Annotated in this window: 15 protein-coding genes; 6 read left to right on the top strand and 9 right to left on the bottom strand. The window is 39.0% G+C overall.

The window, feature by feature from the left end:
• Positions 1-34: 34 nt before the first annotated feature.
• The 6 genes from BLR53_RS02405 to hemF form a co-directional block, all read right to left on the bottom strand.
• Positions 35-2,197 carry an FUSC family protein gene (locus tag BLR53_RS02405; RefSeq protein WP_074586819.1) on the bottom strand — a complete coding sequence of 721 codons (2,163 nt, stop codon included), beginning with the start codon at positions 2,195-2,197 and terminating at the stop codon, positions 35-37.
• An 83-nt stretch (positions 2,198-2,280) separates the two neighbouring features.
• A complete protein-coding gene (locus BLR53_RS02400; protein WP_074586817.1) occupies positions 2,281-3,495 on the bottom strand; it encodes a TCR/Tet family MFS transporter in 1,215 nt (404 codons plus the stop codon).
• Positions 3,496-3,750: 255 nt separating this feature from the next.
• Positions 3,751-4,902, bottom strand: a complete 1,152-nt coding sequence (locus tag BLR53_RS02395; protein ID WP_234797477.1) for a tetratricopeptide repeat protein — start codon at positions 4,900-4,902, stop codon at positions 3,751-3,753.
• Positions 4,903-4,984: 82 nt separating this feature from the next.
• A complete protein-coding gene (locus tag BLR53_RS02390) occupies positions 4,985-6,064 on the bottom strand; it encodes a tetratricopeptide repeat protein (protein WP_037437774.1) in 1,080 nt (359 codons plus the stop codon).
• 100 nt (positions 6,065-6,164) lie between these two features.
• Complete coding sequence (gyrA, locus tag BLR53_RS02385) at positions 6,165-8,774, bottom strand: DNA gyrase subunit A (protein ID WP_037437773.1); 2,610 nt, start codon at positions 8,772-8,774, stop codon at positions 6,165-6,167.
• Between the two features lie 98 nt (positions 8,775-8,872).
• Positions 8,873-9,766 (bottom strand): oxygen-dependent coproporphyrinogen oxidase, encoded by an 894-nt coding sequence (gene hemF / locus BLR53_RS02380; protein WP_037437770.1) that lies wholly within the window; start codon positions 9,764-9,766, stop codon positions 8,873-8,875.
• Between the two features lie 224 nt (positions 9,767-9,990).
• On the opposite strand from hemF, the gene BLR53_RS02375 reads away from it, so the two are divergent.
• The 4 genes from BLR53_RS02375 to BLR53_RS02360 all read left to right on the top strand — a co-directional run bounded on the left by BLR53_RS02375 (position 9,991) and on the right by BLR53_RS02360 (position 13,787).
• A complete protein-coding gene (locus tag BLR53_RS02375; protein ID WP_074586814.1) occupies positions 9,991-10,476 on the top strand; it encodes a DUF4442 domain-containing protein in 486 nt (161 codons plus the stop codon).
• 21 nt (positions 10,477-10,497) lie between these two features.
• Positions 10,498-11,130, top strand: a complete 633-nt coding sequence (locus tag BLR53_RS02370) for an AlbA family DNA-binding domain-containing protein (protein ID WP_074586810.1) — start codon at positions 10,498-10,500, stop codon at positions 11,128-11,130.
• A 28-nt stretch (positions 11,131-11,158) separates the two neighbouring features.
• Complete coding sequence (locus BLR53_RS02365; RefSeq protein WP_037437765.1) at positions 11,159-12,520, top strand: MATE family efflux transporter; 1,362 nt, start codon at positions 11,159-11,161, stop codon at positions 12,518-12,520.
• A gap of 73 nt (positions 12,521-12,593) precedes the next feature.
• Positions 12,594-13,787 (top strand): metallophosphoesterase, encoded by a 1,194-nt coding sequence (locus BLR53_RS02360; protein WP_074586805.1) that lies wholly within the window; start codon positions 12,594-12,596, stop codon positions 13,785-13,787.
• A gap of 89 nt (positions 13,788-13,876) precedes the next feature.
• On the opposite strand, the gene BLR53_RS02355 is transcribed toward BLR53_RS02360, so the two are convergent.
• On the bottom strand, positions 13,877-14,209 hold the full coding sequence (locus BLR53_RS02355; protein ID WP_037437762.1) for a hypothetical protein: 333 nt from the start codon (positions 14,207-14,209) through the stop codon (positions 13,877-13,879).
• A gap of 58 nt (positions 14,210-14,267) precedes the next feature.
• Positions 14,268-17,669, bottom strand: coding sequence for a trifunctional glycoside hydrolase family 18/polysaccharide deacetylase/glycosyltransferase family 2 protein (locus BLR53_RS02350; RefSeq protein WP_074586800.1), 3,402 nt, complete (start codon positions 17,667-17,669; stop codon positions 14,268-14,270).
• Between the two features lie 111 nt (positions 17,670-17,780).
• Between BLR53_RS02350 and dinB the strand changes: the two genes are divergently transcribed.
• The gene (dinB, locus tag BLR53_RS02345) at positions 17,781-18,866 is read left to right on the top strand and encodes a DNA polymerase IV (protein WP_143007804.1); all 1,086 of its coding nucleotides are present in this window, start codon (positions 17,781-17,783) and stop codon (positions 18,864-18,866) included.
• Here the strand turns inward: dinB and BLR53_RS02340 are convergent.
• Positions 18,856-20,043 carry an esterase-like activity of phytase family protein gene (locus BLR53_RS02340; RefSeq protein ID WP_074586791.1) on the bottom strand — a complete coding sequence of 396 codons (1,188 nt, stop codon included), beginning with the start codon at positions 20,041-20,043 and terminating at the stop codon, positions 18,856-18,858. The two genes, dinB and BLR53_RS02340, sit on opposite strands and share 11 nt — an antisense overlap.
• A 76-nt stretch (positions 20,044-20,119) precedes the next feature.
• On the opposite strand from BLR53_RS02340, the gene BLR53_RS02335 reads away from it, so the two are divergent.
• Positions 20,120-20,317, top strand: coding sequence for a DUF3606 domain-containing protein (locus BLR53_RS02335; RefSeq protein WP_234797478.1), 198 nt, complete (start codon positions 20,120-20,122; stop codon positions 20,315-20,317).
• Positions 20,318-20,319: the final 2 nt, after the last annotated feature.

The raw sequence follows: 20,319 nt of genomic DNA, 5'->3' as shown, positions 1-20,319 counted from the left end.
TTTAGTATATTAACAATTCACGAACGCATTAGTTTCACAATTTGACTTTTTCGGAAAGTTTATAGATATCATATGCGACCTTCTGGATTTGATCAAACTGGTCCACAATCATTTGTTCTTCGCTATTTAATTGTATCTCGTCGGTCTCATCTTTACTTTTTATTAGCGGTACATTATTAATTTCCCCTGTTTTATTGTCTAAAAATAAAGCGGTCTGATTAAGTAGATAAATAGTATTATTAACTACCGGGCGAAGCTCCTCCGGTTTGGAGACAGAATACGCGTGTTCTTTAGTATAGAGTGACAAAGTAGCGATATAAGAGGAGAGAAGGTGGTTTAACGCCGTAAACTGATGCATCTCTTTCATGAGTTTCTGCTTACTTTTAGGCTCTGAGAACATTCGCTGAAATAGCGAAGCCAGATTTGCAGAAGTTACATAGACTTCCTTTCTGGCTAGTTTATAGCTGGTCAGATTATGTTCGGTATTGAAATACAGATAAGTTACCTGTTGATAATATTCCAGATTTGCCGCTAATGTTTTCAGCATGGCCTCTTTCAGGTTTTCATGTTCCCAATTCGGAAATAGCGTATAGCTTCCTAATACAGCGATTGCAGAGCCAATTAATGTATCAAATATTCGTTCTCTCGCCAATGATAAGCTTCCCAGCCCTAAAAAGTCGAACAATACCAATATATACGGTGTCATAAATAGCACGCTGACAATATAATTCTTGCGCAAAAAGCTATACGCACCGATCATGCAGATGATAAGAATCACAAATAGCGTATTCTTATCATGGATATAGACCAAGATCACCATACCGATTACTGCGCCGATCACAGTTCCGATCAATCTGTGATAATTTCGCTGTTTAGTAAGGCTGAATCCCGGTTTGGAGATCACCAGTACGGTTAGTAGGATCCAGTAACTATGTGAAGAATTTAAATACTGAGCTACAAGAAAGCCAATTAGCATCGCAATTGATACGCGCATTGCATGTCGGAAAGTAGCGGAACTAAAGGTTAAGTTCTCGAAAAACAGCTTCTTATCCATTTGCTGCCTGTTGATAAACCGCTCTGTTTCAATTTCCTGGTTCTTAAGATTCTTTTTTTCCTTTTTATTGAAGTAACCATTAATCGTTTTAACCCTCGAAACTATATTCTCAATGTTTACCTCAATATTCTTTAAAGCAATTAGCCCCAGCGTGTTAAACCTTCCGTCAACATTATCTTTTTCCAGTTGCGTGATTTCCTCTTTTAACTGCCTTACTTCTTCAATTAAACGAGTTGGCGCGCGGGGAGTGCCACCTGTTTTCAAAGCAAATGCCACTTCATCGAGTTCATAAGCGATCCGGTTAATCATTAGCTCATACTTAGAAAGAATCCCGATAGAATCGAACTGGCTATGCAAACGATCGTAGTTATAATATGTGCTCATAACTTGTTCGAACAGGTCGACCATATCAACAAATACCAATAATAAAAACCGGCCTTCCGGTGTCGAATCCCGGACTATTTCCCGTGTTTTAAAAAGTACTTCTCTGACTGCATCCTGCTTCTCATGAACCTGAACTTGTAATTGAAGTAAATCTGCGTAATTATCTTCATAATCAACATTTTGATGATAGAATTTCGCCTTTGCTCTCAGGAATTCACTCACCTCATGTATCGAATCACTCAAGGTTTGCTGCACAACTCTATAAGGCCTTAGGTGGTAAAAAAAGTAACTCAGGAATGAATACCACACACTGCCTGTAAAGATGAGCAGAGAGTAGACGATGACTTCTTTCCAAGGACGTACATCATCAATACTTAATACCATGACCAATAATGCTGCAGTACCGACAGCGGCTGCTCTTGTACCATATAAAATAAACATGGAGAAGATGAAACTACAGGCGACCAGTACAATGCCAACGAAAAGCGTGTTCACATTGGTAAGCCCGACAAGCAGAGAGCACACCGTGATTAGTGCCGTAGTGACCAGCATCGCATTACGACGATGAATAATCGGGCCTGGCGTATCAACCATACTTACACAAAGTGCGCCCAAAGATAATGTCATGCCGTACTTAAGCATTCCGAACTGAGCCATAATCAGCGAGGGGAGAAGCACCCCAAAAGTAATCCTTAAGCCATCTGCAAAATAGGTACTCAGTAAAAAATCTTGTATGGTGCGAATTGGACGGTTTAACATTTTAGGATATACGGTCTAGAAAAACATCTAATATCTTAGTCAGAACAATAATCTGACCGGTTAAGAATATAAACAAAAAATATTTAAGAATGATATTTTTTCAAGGTCGATGAGCAGATAAATATACCCGCCAATGTAAGAACAGCTGCCATTATAAAAGGTGCCCCTGGAAAATATACAGAACTTGATGCACTGCTGAAATAAGCAAACAGATTGGTCATAATTAAAGGGCCTACAATCGCCGAAGCACTCATCAGACCAGCCATTACACCCTGAATCTCTCCCTGACTATCAGCTTTTACCTGATTAGAAATCAATCCTTGCATAGCTGGTCCGAAAATACCCGCCAGGCCATATGGGAGTAAAAACGCATACATCATCCAGCCTTCACTGGCAAAAGCAAACAGGACAAATCCAACCATATAAAGAATCAGGCCATAAAATACGGCCTTAATCTGTCCAATTTTAGGGATGATAACCCGGATAAGGCCGCCTTGAACAACACCGACAACTAATCCTGCAAATCCCAGGGAATAACCAACTGCTTTTTCAGTCCATGCAAATTTCTCCATCGTATAGTAAGCCCAGCCAGACTGCACTGCATGGCTGGCCAGATACAGTAAAAATAAGGTTAAAAGTAAACCGCCAAGCGCAGGATATTTTTTCACCTGGAGCAATGAGCCTACAGGATTTGCGCGTTTCCAGTCAAAATTCCGTCTGTTTTCCGGAGCAAGTGATTCCGGGAGAATGAAATAACCGTAAAGCCAGTTAAGCAGTGAAAGACCTGCAGAAATTAAGAATGGAACTCGCAGACCATATTCACTAAAAAGACCGCCTATAACAGGTCCGACTATAAATCCGATACCAAATGCGGCACCAATCAATCCAAAGTTCTGTGCCCGTTTTTCTGGTGTACTTACGTCTGCGATATAAGCCATTGCTGTAGTAAAACTGGCGCCAGTAATTCCTGCCAGAATCCTGCCAGCGAATAACCAGCCAATGGTTGGTGCAAATGCCAGAAAAATATAATCTATGCCTAATCCAAATAACGAGGCAAGCAGAACCGGCCTGCGGCCATATTTATCACTAAGACCACCTAATACAGGTGCACTTAAAAACTGCATAGCAGAATAAGACAACGTAAGCCAGCCACCATAAACTGCTGCGACGCTTAGACCGCCGCCAGTCATTTCTTCGATAAGTCTGGGTAATACCGGTATGATTACGCCAAAACCTGTGAAATCAATTAAAAGTGTTATAAATATAAATCCGATAGCAGATTTTTTAGGAGCAGCCATTTCAAAAAGCGTTATAATTTGATTAAGGATCTAATCTAGACATAATCGGTTAAGCCATAAAATATTTGAAAAGGAATTATGCTATAAATTAAAAAGGCAGCTTAAAAAGCGGTATCTTTTATTAGTATATAATTAATATTATGTTAAGTATAAAATTACATACTTCCCCATCAGGCATAAAAAAAGCACAAACTATTCGGTTTGTGCTTTTAAAATATTAGCGTATGTATACTACATATAGCTGAATTTCAGCGTTTAAAAGACGTCTAGTTGCGCTTTCAATTCCTGAACACGGTCAAATCTATTTTTACGGGTATAAATTTCAATTAGTAAATTAATTACAGATTTATCTTTAGGTTTCAATTTTAGCGCCTTATTGAAAATGATTTCAGATCTGTTCAGGTATGAAGAAAATGTTGGGATATCCTGTGGTGTAGCCTGAAGAGCTTTGTTACCCAGGTTTAGGTATAGTAAGCCTAATTGGTATAAAGCGTCAAAATAATTTTTATCAATATCTAATGATTTATTATATGCCAATTCTGCTGTGCCCATATTGGCATTTTTCTGGTGCAGATATCCATATAAAAAATAAAGCAGTTTACTTCTCGTATTAACTTTGAGCGTATTTTCAATTCTGTTCATTGCTTCCGTATATCGCTCATTGTCGAGTAACTGATTGATATAATCATTACCAAGCATTTCATTGTACGGATTTAACTTCAAGCCCTCCTCTGTGATCTTAAGTGCGGCTTCGTTATCCAGTTTCATTTTATAGATATTTCCCATACGCTGAAAAATTACAGGATTTCTGGCTCCATTATCTTTCGCTCTTCTGAAATAGTTCAATGCTTCATCGTCATTTTTAATTGCCTGAGCACTTAACGCTGTATTAATTGCTAATGCAGAATCTTTTGGAAAATAGTCACTTACCTCCCTTAGATAGTTAAATGCTACATTATAATCGCCGGCTTCGTAAGCAGAATTACCCATTTTCTGCTTCTTGATATTAATATTATAATTAGAAGCAGCAATCAATCCGGAATTATCCTCGAAACGGTCAAAATTTTTGGCTGAATCAATAGCCATTTTAGCCTGCTCGTAATATTTGTCTGATGTGGCCTGATTAGGATCTTTGATAGCAATGTAAGAACTCAAATAAGATTTAATTGCCCATGTTTCCGGATACTTTTTTGTCTTAGAGTCCTTTTGCGCATTTTCGCTTGCTTTTATACCGTCAGCAAGTATTTGGAGCTGAGTTTTCTCATCTTTCTGATTAGCGATTGCTTCCTGAAGCTTTCCCACTGCATTTCTTGCAATCAGCAATTGTGTTTTTTGTGCAATTGCATTTGTGGAAGCACTTACAACAACAAGCATGGTAGCGGCAAAAAAATATTTCTTATTCATCATAAACCTATTCAGTCTTAAACCCAAATTTATGCAAAAAAAAAGAGGGATAAAATTTATCCCTCTTTTAATTATTGTGTTTAGACTATTTTTGTGCGTCTAAGATCTTTTTAGTCGCTTCGTAATTTACTTTATCATCTTTAAAAAGATAGATAACTTTTAAATTCTCGAGAGCAGCAGTCATTTTATTGTCCAGCTCGTAAGATTTTTTGTAGTAAGGCAATGCCTGGTCAATAAAACCATTCATTTGAGTAGTGATCGCATCAAATTCTTTCTTGTTTTTTGCGTCTATTTTGTTTCTTTTGCCTTGCAAATCAAGAGCTTGTTTGTAATAGGTATCCCCCATTGCATATTGATAAGCAGCATTTTTACCATCTTTTTCAATCAGTTTCTTTAAAAGCTCCTGAGATTTAGCAATATTACCTTGTCTGATATATAAGTCAGTTTGTATACCAACGAAATAAGGGTTTTCAGGATATTTTGCAATCGCAGCATCCAATAACGATGTCGCTGCAACAGTATCTTTTAAATTTTCAAAACTCGTGCTGATTATTTCACTGTAAAGTGATTCAGAATCTTTAGAGCCTAATTCAATCGCTTTTTTAAAGTTTCTTACTGTTTCAGGATAATCCTGTAATTGCTTGGCTGTAACACCAGCATTCACATACATTGCTGTATCCTGAGGAGCTTTAGTTGTAATTTGGTTGAAATAAGTTAAAGCAGATTTATAATCTTTATTATTATAAGCCATAATAGCTCTGTTTCTTAAAGCATTTGAGAGTGTTACTTCTGCTTCTTCAAGATTTTCTTTCTCATTTCCTTTCACATCCAGTTCTTTTGCTTTTGTAATCGCTTCTTCTGCAATTTTTTCATTAGCAATAGCATTCTGTGCGTTCACAGTGTCGGTAAATGCAATTTTAGAAGCAAATAATGCGCGGTATGTCCATGCTTCAGGCATTTCTTTTGATTTTTCATTTGCAATTGCATTATCCGTGAACTTTAATCCTTCACTTAATGTTTGCAAGGTTTTATCTAAAGGCTGACTCTGAGCAGATGCAAATTTAGCAAGTCCCCATGCATTTTTCGCCTTAGAAACTTCACCCTTTTGAGCATTCGCATAGGTTGCTGCACCTACCAATAATACACTTAAAAGTACTTTTTTCATATTAGTCTATTGTTTTTAATTTAATACAAAAACCCGCATGGCCCCTTATTTGTTTTAGAGAGATCCATGCAGGTCTGTAATTTATGGTTTAAAAAAATAATTAGTCTTCATCCTCTTCTGAAGTTTCTTCGTCAGAATCTCCCTCCTGCTCATCTTCTTCTTCTTTCTCTAATTCTGGAACCTCATTTTCTACAGCTGTTTCATCAGTAACTATAGCGCTGTCCAAAATTGGTTCTACTTCCTCTTCCGGATCATCTTCATGCTCAATTTTGGCAACTGAAGCAATTGCATCATTACCTTTTAAATTGATCAGACGTACACCTTGAGTAGCTCTTCCGATAACCCTAAGTTGACTTAGTACAATACGGATAACGATACCAGACTTGTTGATAATCATCAGGTCATCATTATCTGTAACGCTCTTAATTGCAATTAAGTCTCCTGTTTTCTCGGTGATCGTAATGGTTTTAACACCCTTACCGCCACGGTTAGTTACTCTATAGTCTTCAATATCAGTACGTTTTCCGTAACCTTTTTCAGATACAACCATTACTGTAGCTTCAGGATCGTCAACAGCAATCATACCCACAACTTCATCATTAGCATGACCTAAAGTTACACCTCTTACACCTGTAGCAGTTCTTCCCATCGGACGGACAGTACTTTCGTTAAATCTGATCGCGCGACCCGAACGTAAAGCCATTACAATCTCACTTGAACCGCTTGTCAGACTTGCTTCCAGTAACTGGTCACCTTCGTTGATATTAATAGCATTAATACCATTTACCCTCGGTCTTGAATAAGCCTCTAGTGAAGTTTTCTTGATGGTACCTTTCTTGGTACACATAATAATATAGTTGTTCTCCAGATATTCCTGATCTTTCAGATTTTTCACCTTAATGTAGGCTTTGATCTTTTCTTCTTTAGGAATATTAATAATGTTCTGGATCGCTCTTCCTTTACTTAACCTCGAACCTTCTGGTATTTCGTAAACCCTTAACCAGAAACAACGTCCTGATTCAGTAAAGAATAACATGTAGTTATGGTTTGAAGCAATGAGCAGGTGCTCAATGAAATCTTCATTTCTTGAATCACTTCCTTTTGAGCCTTTACCGCCTCTGGCCTGCGTACGGTATTCAGTAGCTGGAGTACGTTTGATATAACCTTCATGAGAGATAGTAATGACAACTTCTTCGTCCTCTATAAAATCTTCCATGCTCATATCTTCAGCTGAATGTACAATATGGGTTCTGCGCTCGTCACCATATTTATCCATCATCTCAGCCAGCTCATCTTTAATGATCTGCATTCTCAGGCTTTCGTCAGCCAGAATAGATTGCAGGTATTCGATGGTTTTCATTAACTCATTGTATTCATCTTTGATCTTATCTCTTTCCAGACCTGTCAGACGACGCAAGGTCATATCTAAAATAGCTCTGGCCTGAAGGTCACTTAATCCAAACTGCTCCATTAAGCCTAAACGCGCCTCTTCAGGAGTTGTGGAAGCCCTGATCAGTTTAATAACTTCGTCAAGATGATCCAGCGCGATTAATAAGCCTTCCAGGATATGTGCACGTTTCTGTGCTTCATTTAATTCAAATTTCGTTCTTCTGATAATTACATCATGCCTGTGCTCAACGAAATGTCTTATTAAATCCTTTAGATTTAATAACTGCGGTCTGCCATTAACAAGGGCAATGTTATTTACACTGAAAGAAGTTTGTAGCGCAGTTTGCTTGAAAAGGTTATTTAATACAATCGAAGCATTCGCATCCCTTTTAATTTCGTAAACTATACGGATACCATCCTTATTGGATTCATCCTTAATATTGGAAATACCCTCAATTTTTTTCTCACCAACCAATTCAGCAGTACGCTCAATCATCATTGCTTTATTTACCTGATAAGGTATTTCAGTTACAATAATAGTTTCGCGGTCTTTATGTGTTTCGATTTCTGCCTTAGCACGCATTACAACACGTCCGCGACCAGTTTCGAAAGCATCCTGAACACCACTGTAACCATAAATAATGGCACCGGTTGGGAAATCAGGACCTTTTACATGCTTCATTAGTTCTGGAATAGTAATATCGTGATTATCGATATAAGCGATAGTCGCATTAATTACTTCCGTAATATTGTGTGGCGGCATATTTGTTGCCATACCAACTGCAATACCCGAAGAACCGTTGATCAGTAAATTTGGAACTTTTGCTGGCAATACCGTCGGTTCCTGGAGGGAATCATCAAAGTTAAGCTGAAAATCTACTGTATCCTTATTGATATCAGCAAGCATATCTTCAGCCATTTTCTGAAATCTCGCCTCAGTGTAACGCATTGCTGCAGGAGAATCACCATCAACAGAACCGTAGTTACCCTGTCCTTCGACAAGTAAGTAACGCAGACTCCATGGTTGAGCCATCCTCACCATAGTCATATATACAGATGAATCACCATGCGGGTGATATTTACCGAGTACTTCACCGACAATACGGGCTGATTTCTTGTAAGGCCTGTTATTGGCCAGACCTAAATCAAGCATACCGTAAAGTACACGTCTGTGTACCGGTTTCAATCCGTCTCGTACATCAGGTAACGCTCTTGATACAATAACCGACATCGAATAATCGATGTAAGCAGACTTCATCTGCTCGTCTATATCAATCTTGATAATTTTATCGTTTTCCTGATTTTCTAAATCTTCTGCCATAAAATAGTAATGTTCGTTAAGAACGATTTAAATAAGGTAATGTTATAACCTTGCGAATTTAGGAAAATATTGCTGTTTAAGCGTATTCTTTAAAAAAATTAAGCCCAGTCTATCCCTTTTATTAACCGTGCCTGAGTTGCAGCCTCTGGGCTGTTTTCTGAGGGTTTATAATTATAGGTCCATTTAGCCATTGGAGGTAAGCTCATTAGGATAGATTCTATCCTTCCATTAGTCTCCAAACCGAACTTTGTACCGGAGTCGTAAACCAGATTAAATTCGGCATATCTGCTTCTGCGCAGGTATTGCCACTCCTGGTTCTCAGGTGTAAAAGTTTTATTTTTATTCCGCTCAATCAAAGCGGTGTAAGCAGGCAGAAAAGATTCACCTACTGCGATCGAGAATTCAAAAAGCTGATCCCAGTCCAGACCTGTATTCTCCGGCTGCAGCCTGTCGTAAAAAATTCCGCCAACTCCTCTGGTTTCCTCCCTGTGGCGAATAAAGAAGTAATCATCAGCCCTTTTTTTGAACTTTGGATAAAAAGAAGCATCGAACTGGTCACAGGTATCTTTTAATAGTTTGTGAAAGAAATGTACATCCTCATCAAATACATAATGAGGTGTAAGATCTATTCCGCCACCAAACCAACGCGTTTGAGCATCCATTTCAAAATAACGGATATTGAGGTGTATGATAGGCACAAAAGGATTCGACGGATGGATAACTATGGATACACCAGCTGCAAAAAACTCGTCAGAATCGACTTTAAATGAGTTTTTTACCGCTTCAGGTAAATTTCCATGTACAGCAGAAAAGTTTACGCCGCCCTTTTCTATAACATTTCCATTCTGAAAGATCCGGGTGCGTCCCCCTCCTCCGCCTTCACGTGTCCAAATTTCTTCTTCATACTCCACACGACCATCTGCCTGGGATAAACCCTTGCATATATCATCCTGGATCTGCTTGTAAGCGGCAACAACCTTATCTCTAAACATTTTTCTCAGTATTATATCCAAAGTTAAGTTTTTAGGCTTAAAACCGAAAAACTCAGCTCACAAATCAATAAATGGCTTGCGCCAAACGCTGGAATATCTTTGTAGCGTAATATATTACCGTCAAATTCGTAAACGCAGAAAATATCGAAGGTTTAAAACAAGATTTCTATAAATTAGCAATACCAGCTGTTGAAATAGCTTCAGGCAGGTGAAGAATATATAAAATGATAGTATCAGAGAATACCTTAAAATGGGTTATGCGTTTTTATCCCCCTCTTTTGTTTCAGAGAATATGGGTAAGAAAATTTCATGCGGGTTTCAGGGGGGCAGATATTAAAATTGCTAAAAGTATCCTGAACAAAAATTATAACGGATCAATCTTTGGCGGCACAATATACGCTGCTACGGACCCTTTTTATGCCTTATTATTTGATCAGCTGTTGCAGCGTAAAGGTTATAAAGTTAGAGTATGGTTAAAAAGTGCCAGCATTCAGTACGTCAGACCCGGTAGAAAATCCTTATATTTTTCTATTCATATCACAGATGAGATGATCGCAGATGCGATCGATCATCTTGATGGCCCGGGAAAATTTGTCAAAGCCTACCCTATGGAAATTAAAAACAAGGAAGGTGAAATCTGTGCTACAGTTATGAATGAAGTCTATATCAGAAATTTGCATCAGGGAGAAAAAGGTCAGGTCGCTTATTAGTGTTTATATTCAGGATACAAGATGAACATCAGGAAACTAATTTTACAAGGAGAAGGTACAACGCTGGACTTTAAAAAAACGATTAGTAATAAAGAAAAGATAGCCAAAAGTCTGGTGGCATTTGCAAATAATAAAGGTGGTACTTTATTAATCGGCGTTGCAGATGACGGAACCATTAGGGGTGTCAAATCAGAAGATGAGGAAAGATATATGATCACCAGATCCGCGCATCAGTATTGCCGCCCGGCTATTGAGCCTGAATTTGAGGAAATCTATATTGATGAGAAACTTGTTCTTGCAGCAACTATTCACGAAAGCGACTCTAAACCGCATTATGCACTGGATGATAAAAAAGAATGGTGGGTCTATTACCGGGTAAAAGATAAAAGTGTTCTGGCAAGCAAGGTGATGATTGAGGTGATAAAACAACGGCAAAACCAACAGGGAATCACAATCAGTTATTCCGATCTGGAGCGAAAGCTTTTTGGATATCTCGATAAACAAGGCCGGATCACACTCAAAGAATTCTGCAAGCTGACCAGAAGTTCACATAAAAAAGCCCAAAAAATACTAGTCAATCTGATTCTGGCAGAACTTATTCAGCCGCACACTTCGGAGAAAGAAGAATATTTCACCCTTACATCGGTAAAATAGCCTTAGATTTGCAAATTATCCCAAGATTATGTTCAGTGCTTTCTACTCAAAATACAAACCATATTATAAAGACAACCTTCGTTTAGCGCTGCCCATAGTTGTTTCACAATTAGGGCACACCCTGGTACATTTGGCTGACAGTGTGATTGTTGGTCATTTTGCCGGAACAATCCAATTAGCAGCAGTTTCGCTGGTTAATAGTTTATTTATGCTGATCCTGGTCTTAGGCATGGGTATCGCCTATGGCCTTACACCGCTGATTGCACAGGAAAATGGAAGAAAAAATCATGGGGAATGCGGCAGGTTGTTATCTAACAGCTTGATTATTAATATCGCTGCAAGTATTGTGCTCTATCTTTTTGTGCATTTCGGAACATTGCTAGCTATTGACCATATCGGACAATCGCCGGAAGTTGTTGCTTATGCCAAACCTTATCTGGGATATCTTGCCGTATCAATTATACCACTGATGATCTTTCAGACTTTCAAGCAGTTTACAGAAGGACTTGGTTTTACCAAACAGGCTATGTTTATTTCCATATGGGGTAATCTGATTAATATCATACTCGGTGTAATCTTCGTAAAAGGAATGTTTGGCATAGCGCCGATGGGCGTGAAAGGAGTTGGATTAAGCACACTGATAGACCGGATACTCATGGCTTTGGTAATGACTATCTATGTTTTCCGTTCTGCGAATTTCAAAGTTTACCTGCGGTCGTTTAAAATCAGTTTTATAGACAAAGTCAGGTGCCTTAAAATATTTAAGATCGGTGCACCTGTTGCCCTGCAGTATTCGTTTGAGATCAGTGCCTTCAGCGGAGCCGCCATTCTGATTGGTACGATAGGTGCCATAGAACAAGCTGCCCATCAGGTAGCTATTAACCTGGCATCTGTAACTTATATGCTGGCCAGTGGTATAGCATCTGCTGCCACTATAAAAACCGGTAATAACTTCGGTAAAAATAATTTTCTTGACCTGCGTCTTTCAGCCATCGCGAGTTACCATGTGATTATTGCATTTATGTCTCTTACAGCTTTAGTATTTATATTTGGTAATACCCTTTTACCTAATATTTACACCAATGATAACGCGGTTATACAAATTGCTGCCCAGTTATTAATTATTGCCGGATTCTTCCAGCTCTTTGATGGAACACAGGTTGTTGGACTGGGGGTACTGCGCGGTATTGGAGATGTCAATGTGCCAACCCTCATAACCTTTGTAGCTTATTGGGTAATTGGTATTCCACTAGGTTATTTACTTGGGATTAGATTGGGGATGGGCGTAAATGGAATCTGGTACGGACTTACAATTGGGTTGCTTGCGGCCTCTTTTATGCTGTTCTTCAGGTTTCAAAATAAGACCAGACTTTTGGTCAGCCAATCGTAATCAATTTCATAAGGCAAACAAATTGGATATAATTCACGTAATTATGCGTTAAATAAGCAATCTAATAACGCTGATGAAAAAAAGAATTCCCGTTTTACCCTTGTTGATCCTTGCCTTTGTCTTGCTTGCGACCAGCAGTTATATCTATAGTGCTCTCCATACTCTTTTTCCATCCAGTGGCATTCCGCAATTTTTCTGGGTACTGACGGTGGCAATCTTTGCCGGTTTTGGATTAGCAATTAGCAGGAGACACAAGAATGCGGAAGGCAAATTATTGCTTTATGCGGCGCATGCCCTGCTCATTTTAGTTGTTGCCGAACTGGTTACGATCTTGTTTCTTATTCCCGGAGATCTTTATAGTACGATTGTCTCCCAACCCAGAAGTTATAACTGGACCTTATTTTCAGCTGTAATTTTCGTGCTCACCGTATTGCTGTTTTTATATGGGATGATTATCGGAAAATATCGGTACACGGTTAAAAAAGTCACACTTGAATTTGATGATTTACCTCCACTTTTCGATGGCTTTAAAATTGTACAGATTTCAGATGTACATGCCGGAAGTTTTAAAAATAAAACCGCAGTAAAAAGAGGTATTAGCTTAATCAATGCACAACATGCAGACCTGTTTGTTTTTACAGGAGATCTGGTTAATAATAAAGCTGAGGAGATTAAACCCTGGATTCCTGAATTTTCAAAAATTAAGGCACCTTACGGTCAATATTCAATTTTAGGGAACCATGACTATGGAGATTATATCAGCTGGCCTACACCAGAAGAAAAGTCACAGAACCTGCAGGAACTAAAAGAAGCCCACCGCCACTTAGGCTTTGAATTACTCTTGGACAGGCATGTGGCCATTAAAAATCAAGATCAACAATTGATTCTTGGTGGCGTAGAGAACTGGGGGGTCGGTTTTGGTGAACGTGGAGATTTGGCAAAAACCTTCCAGCATGTACCTGAGCAGGCCTTTAAGATCTTACTCTCTCACGATCCCAGCCATTGGGAAACACAAGTAAAAAAAAGCTATCCGATTGTTCATCTTACGCTGTCCGGCCATACACATGGAATGCAATTTGGTCTGGAAGCCTTTGGTATCAAATGGAGCCCTGTTAAATACAGATATGCACACTGGGCTGGTTTGAAAGAAGAAAATGGTCGTAAACTTTATATAAACAGGGGTTTTGGATTCATCGGCTTCTCGGGAAGAATTGGAATCTGGCCTGAAATAACGGTACTGGAACTCAAAAGGAGAAACAAAAAATAATTAAATAACAAACGGGCCTGTTCCATTGGAGCAGGCCCGTTTTTAGGTAAGCTAATTTAAGCTGTAACAGCTATCCAGATCAATCTGGCTTAAGCGTAGATATATAATTTGGCGTTTCTAACCGGTTGACCTTTAATTCCCAGGTAAGCTTTGCGGTTGTCTCTCAAATATTTAATCACGAAAGGATCATTGCCTTTTACAAACTCATCGTAAGCAATTTTAAGTCTGTCAACATGTGTATCAGCGTTGACTCTCCAGGTTTTACCCTCATAATCAAAATAAGCAAATGTTACCCGGGTGTCACCTTTCAGTTGTCCGTCTAACCTGATTAGTCCGATATTCTCCTTTTGAAGCGGAAGTACAGCTTTCTCGTAGAAAGTGATAAAATCCTCGAATTTTGGTTTACTGTTATTTTCAGTCATTAGATTATAAAAATTTAAAATCAGCTACAGACCATTAATCCGTAGCTGATTTACAAAATTAAGCATTTTGTTCCTTAACACTGCCTGTTCTTTTCAATACACCCCAACTTTCGAGCTCACCCTTTAAAGCTTTCCTTAAAGACCTGAATAAAACGATATACATCAACTGCCGCCAATAAAATCGCTGAGGAATTATATAGATCAATTTTTTATAAGATTCTTTCTCCATTCTTAGCGCTATTGCAGCAAAAAGAAGATCTACCAGAATAAAAATACAGTAGTAGAAGAATACCTGTCCGAAGCCATTATTTAAACTCAACAGACTGCCCACCCCTTCCCAGGTCAGCGCATGTACTGAAGATAAAGAGAACAGACCTGTTACCATGGATAGAACCATAAAGAAATCGGCTAATGGTGAAAACAAGGGTAAAATTATTTGATAGATCAGAATGTTAGGCATCCCCACTAATCCAAAGTACCCATACTTTTTATTCAGCAAAGTATCTTTGTTTTTCCAGAAACTCTGCATGACACCGAAACTCCATCTTAAGCGTTGTTTTAATAACATGGTTACGGTTTCGGGAGCTTCTGTATAGGCAATTGCCGCATCACAGTTACGGACCGTATAACCCGCACGCAAAATACGCATAGTCAGATCGCAGTCTTCTGCTAAAGTATCAGTAGTAAATCCACCGACCTCGCCAATCACTTTTTTACGAAATGCACCGATCGCACCAGGCACCACAGTAATCGTGTTCAACAAATCAAAAGCCCTTCTATCCATGTTTTGAGCTGTTATATATTCTATAGACTGCCAGTTAGTTATTAAATTAACCTTATTTCCAACTTTAACAGAGCCAGCCACTGCAGCAATTTCTTCTTCATAAAAATAACGCATCAGCTCTTTAATTGCATCGGTCTTGAGTTGCGTGTCGGCGTCGATACAAATTACAAAGTCCGCAGATGCCTTTAGAATACCATAGTTTAAAGCTGATGCTTTTCCGCCATTTGGTTTGCTGTATAATTTAATCCTTTCATGATTACCAAAATGACGCTGCACAATTTCAAAAGTTTTGTCTGTAGAACCGTCATCCACAAAGATGAATTCAGCAAAAGGATAATCAGATCTCAGCAAACTGTTTATCGTATTTACAACAGTAACCTCTTCATTAAAAGCTGGTATAATAATACTGACGGGTAACTGAGGATTCTGAAGCAATACACCTGTTTCCTTTTTGCTAAGGCGGCGCTGACGAATGGCCATAATTGCAATAAAAATGCTTCTCAGCATAGCCAGGATGATAGCTAAGATAAAAATATAGTTTAGGAACAGCGTTCCATAAGAGAACACTTTCAGGAACACTGTATCGCCCGAACTGATAAATGCATTTTCATCTGCGTTTACAGCAGGCATAAGCTCTGCTCTTGTTTTGCCAATCAGGTTTCCAATCGTGACAAATTGATAACCCTTAGACCGAAAATATTTTATAATTCTAGGAAGTGCTTCCACCGTCGCCTGTCTGTTTCCGCCTGCGTCATGCAATAGAAGTACATTACCCATTGCAGATTGTTTAACAACAGCATTGTAAATTTGATCGGCCGTTATCCCTGGTTTCCAGTCATTTGGATCAATTGATTCTCCGATATTAATATAGTTCTGTTCCCGGCTCTGTGCAACCGGAAGAATTTCAGCAGAAGTTGAAGGTTCTGCATCTGCATTATAAGGCGGACGGAATAAAATAGTACTGTGTCCGGTTACAGACTCGATGAGTTTGCGGGTTGCATTCAACTCGAAATTTACCCTTTCCTTTCCCACCTTTGACATATCAGGATGAAAAAATGTATGATTACCAATCTCATACCCTAATTGATACTCTCTTAAAAGCAAGCCCATATTCTGCTCTGCCATTATGCCTACCACAAAGAAGCTTGCCGGAACTTTTTCCTTTTGCAGAATAGAAAGAATTTGTGGTGTATAGACAGGGTCCGGACCATCATCAAAAGTAAGTACGATTTTTTTATCTGCACTACCATATCTTCTGATACTATATTTAGTTGGAAGTACAACATACTGCTGATCGCTGATCAGATAATTCAGGGTATCTATATTGATGGATACTTTCCCTTCCTTTGGAACAGAGACCAGATCAAGGACCTCTCCTTCTCCGGAATAATCAATTCTATCATTTAAACCGATATGAGTGAAATTTTTCAGGTCGACACCACTTTTCCGAATTGAATCCAGGCTTAGGTTCTTGCCAATAAAATTCCACAACCTTGGATCTTCTGCACCCATACGCCAGATACCGACACCAGCCAAACCCCAATCGTCAGCTCTTCTGATCAGGTTAAAATTTGTTGCAGCATCCGTAAAAAATACCTGATGATGAATGTTAGATTCATCTGTATAGTCGAAATTAAGATTCGAAGATTCTTTGTTATAAGTGATTTTGCTTTTGTATCTGTTGGCAGTAGCGATAGCCTGTTGATAGGTAATTGTTTTTCCGGTATTCTGATCGGGCCAGTCATAACCGTAACATGCAAGCGCAAGGATTACTTTATCGGCAGAAATTCTTTCACATATCTTATCCAGTTGTTCCTCAACCCAGCTCTGATGCGAAATATATCCGGCATTACTACTTTCAGTATGCTGATCATAGGCCATCACGAAAATGTAGTCATTATACTTTTCCAGCACTTTCAGATTATAATCATCGTTCCCGGGTGATATATCCTGTGTAACCAGCAGGTTTTTTGCGTGCAGCTTTTCATAAAGATTCCGCTGAAACTCTGCTAAAGGAACATCAGATGCTTCTTTAATTTCCTCGAAATCTATATTCACCCCTTTAAAGCCGTATTTCTGAAGAGAAATGATCAGATTATCAATAAAACGATTTTGTAAATATTTATCCTGCAGCAACTTATGAATTGCATTTCCATCAAACTGATTTCCGCTAAAATTAGAGACCATCGCAATAGCAGTTTTTTTATGTTTTAGAATAATCTTCATCGCATCGGTATCGACCTGATCGACCAGCGTATCAGCACCATTTTTGATAAAGAATGATTCTGTAACCACCATATCCAAATATTTAATTTTATCCTTCAGGTCAGTCAGCGACTGCGGATCCCAGTTTACATAAAAACCAGCATTGATGCGCGCCTTATTATTCGGGTGTCTCAGATGATGTAAATGCTGATCTTTTTGAATCTGGAGCAGTTTACGTTTAGAAATACTGAATTCTTTGTATACCGTAGATTTCTTCAACTGTTCCAGCTGTTTGGAATTTAGTTTAGTTGTTGTGTTGATTACCGGCAGAGCTGGATAATCACTTGAAAACAAGGTGAGAGCGACGCAAACAGATGCGATGATAAAAATGATGATCAGACTTCTTGTCACCCATTGAAAGGTTAACCACCTGTTCTTTTTATCGGTTTGAAAGACTTGTTTTTCCTGCATAGGAATATAGAATTAATGCTTCAAATATATAGATGTGCAATGACAATTTACACGCCGGAATTTGGGATATTTGTCTTTATCAATTAATATGACATTAAACTATCTGCAAGCATGAAACGTAAAATAATTCATATCGATATGGATGCATTTTATGCAGCTGTGGAACAAAGAGATTTTCCGGAATACCGGGGTAAGCCGATCGTAGTCGGCGGTTCTCCGACCGGGCGGGGTGTTGTCGCCACAGCAAGCTACGAAGCGAGGAAATTTGGTATTCACTCAGCCATGTCCTCTATCCGGGCAATACAATTATGTCCAACCGCTATTTTCGTCAGACCGAGGTTTGATGCCTACCAGACTGTGTCCAGACAAATAAGAGCTATATTCTCCAGATATACAGATTTAATCGAACCGCTTTCCTTAGATGAGGCCTACCTGGACGTCACTGCCGACAAATTAGGAATCGGCTCAGCGCTCACTATTGCCCAAGAAATCAAAGATGCGATTCGTGAAGAACTAAACCTTACTGCTTCTGCCGGTGTTTCCAGTAATAAATTTATCGCGAAGATTGCTTCCGATATGAATAAGCCAGATGGATTAACTTTTATAGGTCCGTCTAAAATAGAGCGGTTTATGGAGCGGCTTCCTGTAGAGAAGTTCTTTGGAGTTGGTAAAGTGACTGCCGATAAAATGAAAAAAATGGGTTTTTATACTGGTGCTGATCTGAAAAAATTATCTGAGAAAGAGTTGAATCTCAAATTTGGAAAGGTTGGTTCCTTCTATTATAATATTGTTCGGGGGGTTGATGAGCGAAGTGTAAGACCGGATAGGGATACCAAGTCGCTGGGCGCAGAAGATACTTTTAGTAAAGATCTGGAAGATGTGGAAGAAATGATGACAGAGCTGGGATATCTTGCGCAAAAAGTAACTGAAAGGCTTGAAAGCAAAAAGCTGAAAGGAAAAACGCTGACCTTAAAAGTCAAATATGCAGATTTTACCCAAATTACCCGAAGTGAATCATTTTCCAAACCTATTGCTGGTTATAACCAGATTATGAACTGCGCGGGGAAACTTTTAAATAGCGTAGCTACAGTCGATATGAGTGTACGTTTACTTGGTTTATCGATCAGCAGGTTTGATGATAACCGTACTAAACCTGGTTATCCCGACCCTGATCAACTCGAACTCTTCAGGGAATAATTTCAAAAAGAATGACCTGGGCCTGCTGTTTTTTGCTAAAGTTATTATCTGCAATTAAAATTAGCGAACGATTTCCGTTGTTTAATACCGGACCCAGGGTTACTCCTTCTACATTATCTATATACATCCCAAGGTCGTCGAGATTTAACAATAATTTTTTACTTACCTTCTTTACCTGCGGATAGTTGATCAGTGAGGGTATATCTTTAATATCTTCTGCAGTAGAAAAATCAGCCAGGAATATTTTTATCGTAGTCCCGCGATGGTCTGAAGTATAGGATCTCTCTGTAACTAGAAACTTCTGTTCGCCTATCCATAAGATATCCGGAATACCATTATTATAGTCAGCGTTTTCAGTTTTGGGCTTGTGAGCTATTGGATCCAGCTCATAAGCAAACTCACCTGTAGGCCGCTTTCCCTCCAGATCAAAACGGAATATTCTGACCAAGGCACCGTTTGGAGCAAAAGCTGACTGTGGACCATCCTGATAAAGAGGTTCTTCCATACTTGCATAAAGTTCCTTAAAATTATTCGCGTAACTCAACCCTTCCAGGACGCCATTACGTCTTGGCCCAGATTCTTTGACTTGCATCCGCAGGTTATCGGGCAATGGTACAGAATTCAGAAACTTTCCTTTAAGATTGCTGAATATAATTGTCGGGTCTACCAGGACAGTATCTCTGCGATCAACAATCCGTTCGCCTTCACTGCTCCAGACAATATTTTGGTGAACAGGGCTAAAACGGATTGCCTCCGGGTCAGTTGCTTTATGAATATTTTCTTTAGCACCAGGATAAATCCGCCCATCTTTCTGTTTTAAGAAATGGACGCTGTTGAACTTTATATCAGCAATACCGGTATCCGCGAGTTTAATCTTTGCAGTATAAAACCTGGCAGGATTAATTGAGGAGCGATCATCTGACAGCATATAATAAATGTCAGTATACGGATCATAATCAATGCCGGATAAACCCCCTACTGTAGTTTTTCTAAATTCGAAAGCATTGGGAATGACAGATTTACCGATATATCTAAGCGCTGAAATGTCAGGCTGCTGTAGTTGTTTGGCTGTAGTCTGGTGACGAACAGCACAGGAAGAACAAAGCAAAAAGCAAAAAAACAGTGCGGTAAACGCATATTTTTTAGAATTAGAGTAGCGCAAAAAGATAGCTGACATAGGGCAAATATAGCCACCCTATCCCTGAATAGCAGATTTAGGCATAAGTATTGTTATAATCATACAAAATAATGATATGATCTTGAGAAAACATATGGAAGATGAATCTGCGTTTCAGGTTCCAGACCGAAAAGTAATTAATATGAACGAGTATTATGAAATTGAATACTGGGCGAGTAAATTCGAGGTGAGCCCCGAACAACTTAAACTTGCTGTTCAACATACCGGCAGTATTATTCCCGCTGAAATTGAGGAATATCTCGCCGGTCGTTAGCG

This window comes from Pedobacter antarcticus, assembly GCF_900103515.1.
Lineage (GTDB): Bacteria > Bacteroidota > Bacteroidia > Sphingobacteriales > Sphingobacteriaceae > Pedobacter > Pedobacter antarcticus.
Note: the sequence above shows the minus strand (reverse complement) of the source record. Positions and strands in the feature narration are given on the sequence as shown.